The sequence below is a fragment of the Halomonas sp. 3D7M genome, assembly GCF_014897885.1.
Lineage (GTDB): Bacteria > Pseudomonadota > Gammaproteobacteria > Pseudomonadales > Halomonadaceae > Vreelandella.
In genome coordinates this window covers 317-9,588 of record NZ_JABUZF010000235.1, presented here as the reverse complement: position 1 = coordinate 9,588, position 9,272 = coordinate 317, and the positions used below count along the sequence as shown (strand labels likewise).

Below are 9,272 nucleotides of genomic sequence, written 5' to 3'. Positions count from 1 at the left end.
TGATGGCAGTTATCGGTTGGAAGAGCGGGCGGCTGATGTGGCGTTGTCGGTAGTGCAGGTGGAGGCGGATTGGATGCATGAGACAGCCTGGGGGCCGGTAGAGGGTATTGCCGCTACTCGTAGCGCAACAGGCACCAAGACCGATACACCGATTATTGAAACGCCACAGTCCATCTCGGTCGTCAGTAGTGAAGAGTTTCAAAACTATGGAGCGCAAAACACTTACCAAGCGCTAGGCTATACCGCCGGTGTTACTAGCGCAAATCTCGGCGCAATCGATAAAACCAGTGATTCCCAAATGGTTCGTGGCTTTCAAGTCCCAACCACATATCGGGATGGCAGCAAATATCAAGCAAATTCATTCGATGGGCAGCAGGAACTTTACGGCCTTGAACGGTTGGAAGTACTCAAAGGCCCCACATCAATTCTCTATGGTGTGGCCTCTCCTGGTGGTTTGATTAATGCAGTTAGCAAACGTCCTACTACAGAGCCCTTGCGCGAAATTAATGTTCAAGCAGGCAGTTTTGACCATAAACAAGTATCTGCTGATTTCTCCGATGCTTTGGATGAAGATGGAGAGTGGTCATATCGTTTGACTATGCTACACCGCGACAGCAATACTTTTATCGACCATGTGCCTGATGATCGCACCTATATCGCCCCCGCTCTCAAATGGCAGTCCGACGAGAACACGTCACTAACTCTTCTGAGCGAATATCAGCACGACCAAAGCGTCTACTTCTTTGGATTGCCAAACAATGGCACCATTCTTCCTAATCCCAATGGTGATATTCCTCGGGAACGTTTCGTGGGAGAACCCGGTTTCGATGAGTACGATAATGAGCGCTACTCTCTTGGCTACCTACTAGAGCACAACTTCGCTGATCAGCTGAAACTTCGCCACAGTCTACGTACCTTCCACGCCGATCGAGATATCGACAATATTGGTGTTCTTCAGAGCCCTTTAAGCTCCGATGGGCGCCTCTATTCTAGATATGCAAATGTTCGGCGCGATGCCTCCAGGGCACTTTCCTCAGATACCTCCTTGCAGTATGACTGGGAGGCTGGGGCAACTGCCAACACCACTCTGGTTGGCCTCGACTATGCTCGCCAACGCCACGAAACCGAACGCTATCGTCGAACCGTACCACCTCTGGATCTCTACGATCCTATCTATGGGAACGGCGAGCTAGGTGAGAGTACCCCCTATTCCTACTCGCAAGTCAACCGCAATGAGCAGGTGGGTCTGTATTTTCAGAACCAAATGAAGATTGCCGATAAATGGGTTGTCATGTTGGGCGGGCGTCAAGATTGGACCGATACAGAAACCTCTTTATACTTCGATCCCTCCCAAGGGCAGCAACAGGATGATGATGCCTTCACTGGTCGCATCGGATTTGTTTATCTAGCCGATAATGGCTTAGCGCCCTTCGTCAGTTTCAGTCAATCTTTTGAGGTAGCGACTGGCACCGACCGCAACGGTAACCAATTCAAGCCCACCCAAGGTGAGCAGTACGAAGCAGGTATTCGTTTTCAACCAGAGGGGTCGGACACTCTATTAACTGCCACCGCCTATGAGCTGACCCAAGAAAATGTACTGGTTACCGATCCAGTTGACACCAGTTTCCAGAGACAAATGGGGGAAGTGCGTTCTCGTGGCGTTGAGCTGGAAGCCAAGACAGCAATCGGCCCCAACGCCAACCTGGTCGCAGCCTACGCCTATACCGATGCCCGCACCACTAAAAGCAGTCCAGCTACTCCCGATGAGGTAGGGGAACGGTCTGCTCGGGTGCCTTATAATCAATTCTCGCTTTGGGGTGACTACCGCTTGGGTAGCTTCGGTTTACCAGGTCTGAAACTCGGTGCTGGCGTGCGTTATGTGGGTTCAACCCAGCCACTTTCCTTTATTGATGGTGAAGTGCCCGCGTTTACCCTTGTTGACGCCATGGTCAGCTATGAGACAGGCCCGTGGGTTCTGTCACTTAATGCTACCAACCTAACCGACGAAACCTATATCGAGTCTTGCTCCTATGCGTGTTTCTATGGAGAACCTCGTAGTATTGTCGGCACAGCATCCTATCAGTGGTGATCATTGCGCATGCAACTCCTTATCGCGAGATGAGACAACGAGGTAACAAGCGTAGATAAATCATCCTATTGGTCTCGCCATAAAAGCATCAGCGGCCAGATTGCCCGCCATCTGGCCGCTGTCATTTTGTCTAATAACCGATCTTGCCCGGTAAACCTGGACACTTAACAATCATCATGACACGTCTTTATACGCAAAACACAGACATAGTAGTGAAGTATCAAAATGGTGCCTTTCGCTGTCCTACACGTTACAAAAGAATTACCTCATCAATCATATTACTAATTGGTTTATTAATTATTCGCAACGTTTCAATGGCAAGTGATGATAGTAGCACAGTCCCCTTGGCGACGTTTGATTTCACCATCGCAGAGACACTCAACGCTATTGGCCACCCACCTAGGTTCCTAGCAGGACTCGAAATATACGAGAAATATGACGGAATTATCCCTCGTGCAACTAACCTCGGATATCTTCACCTTCCTAACCTTGAACTTCTTGCAAGCCTTCCTGCACGGCGTATTCTGATTTCACCGCCCGCCCATGTCAGTTTAATACCAAGGCTCAGAGAAATTGCTGACGTTGAGGAGTACCCTTTTTATAAGTTTTCCAATACTAATAATGAACAAGACCATTGGAACGTTATTGAAGACGTGACTCGAATGCTTGGCGATCTGGTCAGCGCCCCTGCCGCATCGGAGCAGTATATTGAGCAAACCAACCACCGCTTTGACGATTTAAAAAAGCAAATTAATAGTATTGATACTCCTTTGTTAATTATACGCCTAATGGATGAGCGCCATGCCCGCGTTCATGGCAATGGAAGTATAGAAGGCATGGTGTTAAATCGTCTTGGGCTTAGAAACGCTTGGCAGGAGAAAACAGGGCAATGGGGCTTTACAACTACCAGTGTAGGGCCACTTTTTAACACTAATGCTAAAATGATCTTTCTTAATAGTCCCTATGATCCTCCTGGAAGGCAGAGACAATTACTCACTGATGGTCAGTGGAGGCATTTGCCAAGCGTGAGACAAGGAAACTATATAATTATCCCTATCAATTACTGGCTATGGGGAGGATTCCCCTCAGCTCTCCGCTTCGCCGAATCCCTCGTCGAGGCCCTGGAGGAGCCAACCACCCCCTAGCACCGATCTGTTATCTGAAGGTGCTTTACATCGCTATATTGTTTGTAATGATAAGTATTATCACTTATTGTTTGCATCTGGTTTTGCCCCTTTTTTTGGGGGGCAGTTGGCACAGGCAATCAATGGCAACGGGCGATGGTATCGATAAAGCAACAGGGCGGAAGTGAGGTTCCTTTCGATGCCCTCTATCACAATCTTCATAGCTGGCTGCGGCGCTGGTTGAGCGCCAAGCTGGGCTGCTCCCATACCGCTGCTGATCTCGCGCACGATACCTACCTGCGCATACTGGCGCGTGGCACTACGCCAGCGCCCGAACAGTCACGTCGTTTTTTGACCCAGATCGCCAAAGGGTTGGTCGTCGACCATTACCGCCGTCGGCGAATCGAAACCGCCTATTTGGAAACCCTCAGCCTGCTTCCAGAGACACACGTGCCTTCTCCCGAGGAGCAAGCACTCACTATCGAAGCGCTGGTAGAGATCGATACGCTGCTCCATGAGCTTCCCGACAAGCCTCGCCGGGCCTTCCTTATGTGTCGCCTGGACGGCCTGAGCTATCAAGACATCGCCGAGTCGCTGAGTGTCTCGGTCTCTTCGGTAGAGAAATATATCGCCCGGGCGCTGCTGACCTGCCACCGCGCGATAAGTGAATCTCAACCCTAAGTGAATGCCATGAGCTGCAAGCCCGCCGACGCTTCCCATGAGGCCATTGATCCTGCCGTTTTAGAGCAGGCCAGCCTGTGGATGGCCCGCCTATGGAGCGACGATATCAGCGAGGCCCAGCGCGAGGCTTGCCTGGCCTGGCGACAAGCGTCGCCGGAACATGAGCGCGCTTGGCAGCAGTTGCAGGCGATTGATGGTCAGTTGGCCGCGCTGCCGCGCCACGCTGCCCGTAGCGAGCTGTTTTCGTCTTCCCAGGTCTCCCAGCGGGGTTTGCTGCAGTGAGGTGGCTTGGCCGTGCTATTAAGCGGGCTGGGGTTTGGGCTACCGCATACGCCTCAGTGGCAACGCCAGTTCGCTGACTACGCTACCGGTATTGGCGAGATACGAGAGGTGACGCTGAGCGATGGCACTCACCTGGTGTTGGATACCGATACCGCCATCGACATAAGGTTTGATGCCCACCAAAGGCGACTCCATCTGCTACGTGGCGGAGTGTTGATTACCACATCAAAAACACCGGATGCCCGGGCGTTCAGCGTTATGACCCAGGAGGGGCTTTCCTATCCGCTGGGTACCCGCTTCAGCGTGCAACAGCATACTGACAGCACCCAAGTGGCCGTTTACGAGGGGCGGGTGGCCCTGGAGCGGCGTGGGAGCAATGAACGGACGACACTGGATGCTGGCCAGCAAGCCGCCATGAGCGCCGATGGGGTAACGCCACCGGCGTCCTTGGAACCCGCTGGATTGGCCCGTTTTAAGGGGCGGCTGGTGGCCGAAGACATGCGGGTTAGTGAGGTGGTCGAGATATTGGCCCGCTATCGCCATGGTGTGGTGCGCTGTGCGCCGGAGGTGGCCGACCGGCGGGTGAGCGGTGTGTTCTCGCTGCAAGATACCGACCGCGCCCTGGCTAGTCTTGCCGATGCACTGTCGTTAAAGGTGGTCTACCGAACGCCATTATGGGTTACGGTCGCATCGCGTAATACTAATGAAAACTAGAAAGAAAAAATTTCAGAAAACATTGAGGGATTCTCGTTCTCGTTCGGAATAGAAGATGTAGACATAAAAAATGCATCACTCAACGGGGATCTTCATGACGACGCAGCAAGCGCACTCTCGCTTTATTCGAACGCCTTTGGCTCGCGCCATTCCGCGAGTCATCCAATATTGCCTGCTCGCCAGTTGCTTGATGGGCCTGCCCGCAACAGCGTTTGCTCAGCAAGCAGCAGGGCAGAGTGCCGCCGCTTCGCAACGCTATTCCATCGAAGCAGGTCGACTCGACACGGCCTTGAACCGTTTCGCGGTCAGTGCAGGCATCGAGATTGCTTTCGATGCCACCTTGACCGCCGGCAAACAAACCGCCGGGCTGCAAGGCAGCTATAGAGTAAACGAAGGGTTGGAGCGCTTGTTGGCAGGTACCGGCCTTGCGCCTGTACGTAGCGCGGATGGTAGTTATCGGTTGGAGGAGCGGCTTGGCGAGGTGGCGCTTTCGGCGATGAAAGTAACCGGAGAGCGCCTGCCTTACGGTATGACCGAGAACAGCGATGCCTATACGAGCGAAAGCGCGACCATCGGCTTGGGGGCGCGCTCGGTTAAGGAAACGCCGCAGTCCGTTAGCGTTTTGACGCGAGAGCGCTTGGATGACCAGGGAACAACTTCACTATCTGAAGCTATGCGAAATGTCACAGGTGTCACCGTAAATGAGTACGGTCCCAATCAGTACGTGATCAAGTCTCGTGGCTATAATATCGATTCTTTTCTCATGGATGGCAGTCCAGTTCAGGATGCGGGCAGCGCCTGGGAAAGCGCTGGTGTATTCGATACGGCTTTGCTTGATCGTATTGAAGTGTTGCGCGGCCCTGCGGGAATTCTCCATGGATCCGGTGAGCCCAGCGGCACCATCAACCTAGTGCGTAAACGCGCGCTAGCTGAAACACAAGCCTCGGTTAACCTCTCTGCCGGTACGGATAATGCTTATCGGAGTGTTGTCGATGTTACTGGCTCGCTTGATAGCGAAGGACGAGTGCGGGGGCGCTTCGTTGGTGTCTACGACGATAGAGACTCTTTTATTGATCACGTTTACTCAGAGAACCAAATTGGCTACGGCACGCTTGAGTTCGACTTATCTCCCGAAACGACACTCTCAATGGGCGTTACTGCACAAGATGAAGAGTTTCGTCCTCATTCTGGGTTACCGGCATACAGTGATGGCACCCTGCCTAATGTAGACCGCTCGACCTACCTCGGATCCGATTGGGATAAGCAAACAGGAGACGCGCAACGCTATTTTGTAGAACTTGAGCATCGCCTCGCTAACGGTGGCGAAATAACCTTTAAGGCTAATCGCCTGGATCGCGATGCAAGCCTGAGAAAAAGCAGTGAAGGGATTCTAGTTGCTGATCAAAATACAGGCGATTTTGCTATTCGTCAGATCGCATGGGATCTGGAGAAGCAGGACGATTATATAGAGGCACAGGTTAGCTCTCCTTTTCAATTGGCTGGAGCGAGCCATGAAGCTGTCTTTGGTGCCAGCTATCAGAACAGCGAGGCAAGCAATGAATGGGTCTACGGTGACCCTCAATATCTTCCCCAGAATCTGTTCGATCCAAGCAATAACCGCACAGAATCAGGTTTTGATGGCACCCCAGGTAGAACTGAAATTAATATCGAACAACATGCTTCCTATGGTCAGTTCCGATTCAATATTTTAGATGATTTTACACTTGCGCTTGGTGGCCGTATCAATTGGTGGGAAACCAATAACTTTCTTGGTGGTGAAGCGTCTGGGGATGATGGCACCGAATTTATCCCCTACGCAGGATTGATCTATCGCCTCAGCGAAGAGCTCAACTTATATACAAGCTACACTGGCATTTTTGCGCCGCAAACGGCTGTTGGAACTGATGGCAACCCTATTAAGCCCAGAAAGGGTGAGCAATACGAGGCCGGTATTAAAGGCTCATATGCTGAGGGTAACTTGAACTGGCATGCTGCGGTTTTCCGTATCGAAGACACCAACCGCGCCTATACCGATCCTGATAATCCTGGCTTCTCGATTCCTATCGGCGAAGCAAAGAGCGAAGGCTTCGAGCTAGAGGTTAGCGGCCAACTATTGCCCCGCTGGGACCTGAGTGCAGGCTATGCCTATACTCAAACTGAGTTCGTAAAGGATGCCAACTCAGAAGGCCTCACACTCTCGCCGGATACGCCAGAACATAACTTCAACCTATGGTCACGCTATCGGTTCAGCGCCAACCCAGATCAAGGTTGGCGCATTGGTGCAGGTGTTAATATCTATAGTGGAATTTATGCCGAAAGTAGTGATGTTCGCACTGAGCAAGGAGGCTACACAACAGTGTCAGCAATGGTCGGTTACCAAATAAATGAGAACTTGGATATCTCACTGAATGGCAATAATCTAACTGATAAAGAGTATTACTCTACCGTCAGAGGCGGGACAAAGCACAATTATTACGGCGCACCTCGAAACTTCATGATGACAATGAAGTACGACTTTTGAAAAAAATACCGGTTATGAGTTTTCAGCCCTGTGCCAGCAGGGTTGAATTCTATTCAGTCATCAAAAATATCTAATCCCCACAAAATTAATATATAAAGAAATGGCAGGGTTATTAATAAAAATATAAATAAATTCCAGTAGAGGCTTGACGTGAATCCTTTAAAATTTATTTCAAAGAACTGGCGCTTGACCGTTTACATCGCATGCTTTTCATTAGCAGCCAACTCATCAATGGCAGATAAAGCGCACTCCTCCATCTCTGTTTTTGATTGGACCATTGCAGAAACACTTCTCTCGCTTGATCTTGACTCTGTATCGCTGGGTAATGTTGATGCTTTTCACACATGGACTGGCGCTGAATATAAAGATACTAATATCACCGATATTGGAACACAGACTTTTCCAAATATGGAACTGCTCAGTAATATTTCACCAGAGCGAATACTTCTTTCGCCTAGACAGACTCGCCTAGGCCAAAGGTTACAGGATATTGCACCCATCACCATTATCCAATCCTATCCCTATGTCAGCAACAGAAGCGACAGCCTGTGGACAAGTCTCGATATATTTACCCTTGAGATTGGTACAGCTGTCAATCAAAGAGAAGCTGCAGAACAGCTGGTGTCGAACACACGATCCCATCTCGATACATTGAAGAGCGACGTAAAACCTCAGCCACCTTTGCTCATCGTCCAGTTAGTCAACGAGCATTATGCCCGCGTATATGGAGACAACAGTATGTTTCAGGGTGTGCTTAAACAGTTGGGTTTACGCAACGCATGGACAGAAAAAACCAATCAATGGGGCTATTCACTGGTAAGCATTAGAGAGCTTTTTAATGTGGCAGAAGCGAGACTGGTTGTTCTCGAGAGTGCATTTCCGGTAGGTATAGAAAATCATATCGATACCAGTGGTATGTGGCGTTATCTTCCCAGCGTCCGGCGTGGGGATTTTATCGTTTTGCCCTCTTCTTTTTGGATAGCGGGCGTTCACCCCTCAGCTCTCCGCTTCGCCGAGTCACTTGTTGAAGCCTTGGAGGAGCAAGCGCCCGTTGAGGCCGCTGGTTAATCATCCTGCATCATTTCCCAAACCATCAATACGGTTTTTATATAAGAAAAACTAATACCCTATTAGCAGGATGATTTTTAGTTATTCAGGTTGCCCGCTATCTTAGTGCCACGATTCTTTAAAGCGACGCTAATTCTGGCACTGGGGACAGGGCAATGTGGGAAAGTTACTTAACGGGCTTGGTCGTATCTGGCGGTATCATCATGGCTATCGGGGCGCAAAATGCTTACGTGCTGGGATTGGCCGTACGTCGTGAGCATCACTGGTGGTCAGCGGGGCTGTGTATGAGCGCGGATATCATCTTGCTAACCGCTGGTATGTTTGGTGCCAGCGCGTTTTTACTGACAATGCCTAACGCAATGGAAGCCATGCGCTGGGTAGGCGTAGCATTTTTAAGCTGGTTGGCTGCACAGGCATTACTGCGGGCTGTTAGCGGGCGCGCAGGATTGGAGGCAGGTAGCGTAAAAGCGCGCAGCTTGCGCGGAGTGCTGTTGGCGACCTTGGCCGTTACGGTATTGAACCCCCAGGTGTATCTGGACACTCTATTGTTAATTCCTGCCATTGGTGCTCAGCAGGAGAGCGCAGGTGTGTTCGTCGCCGGTGCGTCGACTGCCTCTGTTCTTTGGTTCAGCCTGTTAGCGTGGGGCGGGGCCGCGCTTTCGCCTTGGCTTTCCCGCCCGGTAGCATGGCGTACCATTGATGGGCTAATTGGTCTGATGATGGCGGTTATCGCCATACACTTAGCGCTGGGGTCTACGTTGCTCTGACAGGTCTCAAGGCTGACTAGAGGCGG

General features: G+C 51.0%; 8 protein-coding genes. All 8 read left to right on the top strand.

The annotated features are described in order from the left end of the window. Window positions 1–2,089: TonB-dependent siderophore receptor (locus tag INT22_RS13105; protein ID WP_193068360.1), on the top strand; the 2,089-nt coding region annotated here is incomplete at its 5' end. A gap of 176 nt (window positions 2,090–2,265) precedes the next feature. Next, the gene (locus tag INT22_RS13100) at window positions 2,266–3,234 is read left to right on the top strand and encodes an ABC transporter substrate-binding protein (protein ID WP_193068359.1); all 969 of its coding nucleotides are present in this window, start codon (window positions 2,266–2,268) and stop codon (window positions 3,232–3,234) included. A 135-nt stretch (window positions 3,235–3,369) separates the two neighbouring features. Beyond that, the gene (locus INT22_RS13095) at window positions 3,370–3,894 is read left to right on the top strand and encodes a sigma-70 family RNA polymerase sigma factor (protein WP_193068358.1); all 525 of its coding nucleotides are present in this window, start codon (window positions 3,370–3,372) and stop codon (window positions 3,892–3,894) included. Between the two features lie 9 nt (window positions 3,895–3,903). Continuing rightward, window positions 3,904–4,176 carry a DUF4880 domain-containing protein gene (locus tag INT22_RS21005; RefSeq protein WP_226912708.1) on the top strand — a complete coding sequence of 91 codons (273 nt, stop codon included), beginning with the start codon at window positions 3,904–3,906 and terminating at the stop codon, window positions 4,174–4,176. A gap of 12 nt (window positions 4,177–4,188) precedes the next feature. Beyond that, window positions 4,189–4,890, top strand: coding sequence for a FecR domain-containing protein (locus INT22_RS13090; RefSeq protein WP_319022077.1), 702 nt, complete (start codon window positions 4,189–4,191; stop codon window positions 4,888–4,890). 94 nt (window positions 4,891–4,984) lie between these two features. Further along, window positions 4,985–7,411 (top strand): TonB-dependent receptor, encoded by a 2,427-nt coding sequence (locus INT22_RS13085; protein WP_226912706.1) that lies wholly within the window; start codon window positions 4,985–4,987, stop codon window positions 7,409–7,411. A 150-nt stretch (window positions 7,412–7,561) separates the two neighbouring features. After that, window positions 7,562–8,479: an ABC transporter substrate-binding protein gene (locus INT22_RS13080; protein WP_193068356.1), complete on the top strand. Its 918-nt coding sequence runs from the start codon at window positions 7,562–7,564 to the stop codon at window positions 8,477–8,479. A gap of 155 nt (window positions 8,480–8,634) precedes the next feature. Then, window positions 8,635–9,246 carry a LysE/ArgO family amino acid transporter gene (locus tag INT22_RS13075; protein ID WP_038481947.1) on the top strand — a complete coding sequence of 204 codons (612 nt, stop codon included), beginning with the start codon at window positions 8,635–8,637 and terminating at the stop codon, window positions 9,244–9,246. Window positions 9,247–9,272 lie beyond the last annotated feature (26 nt).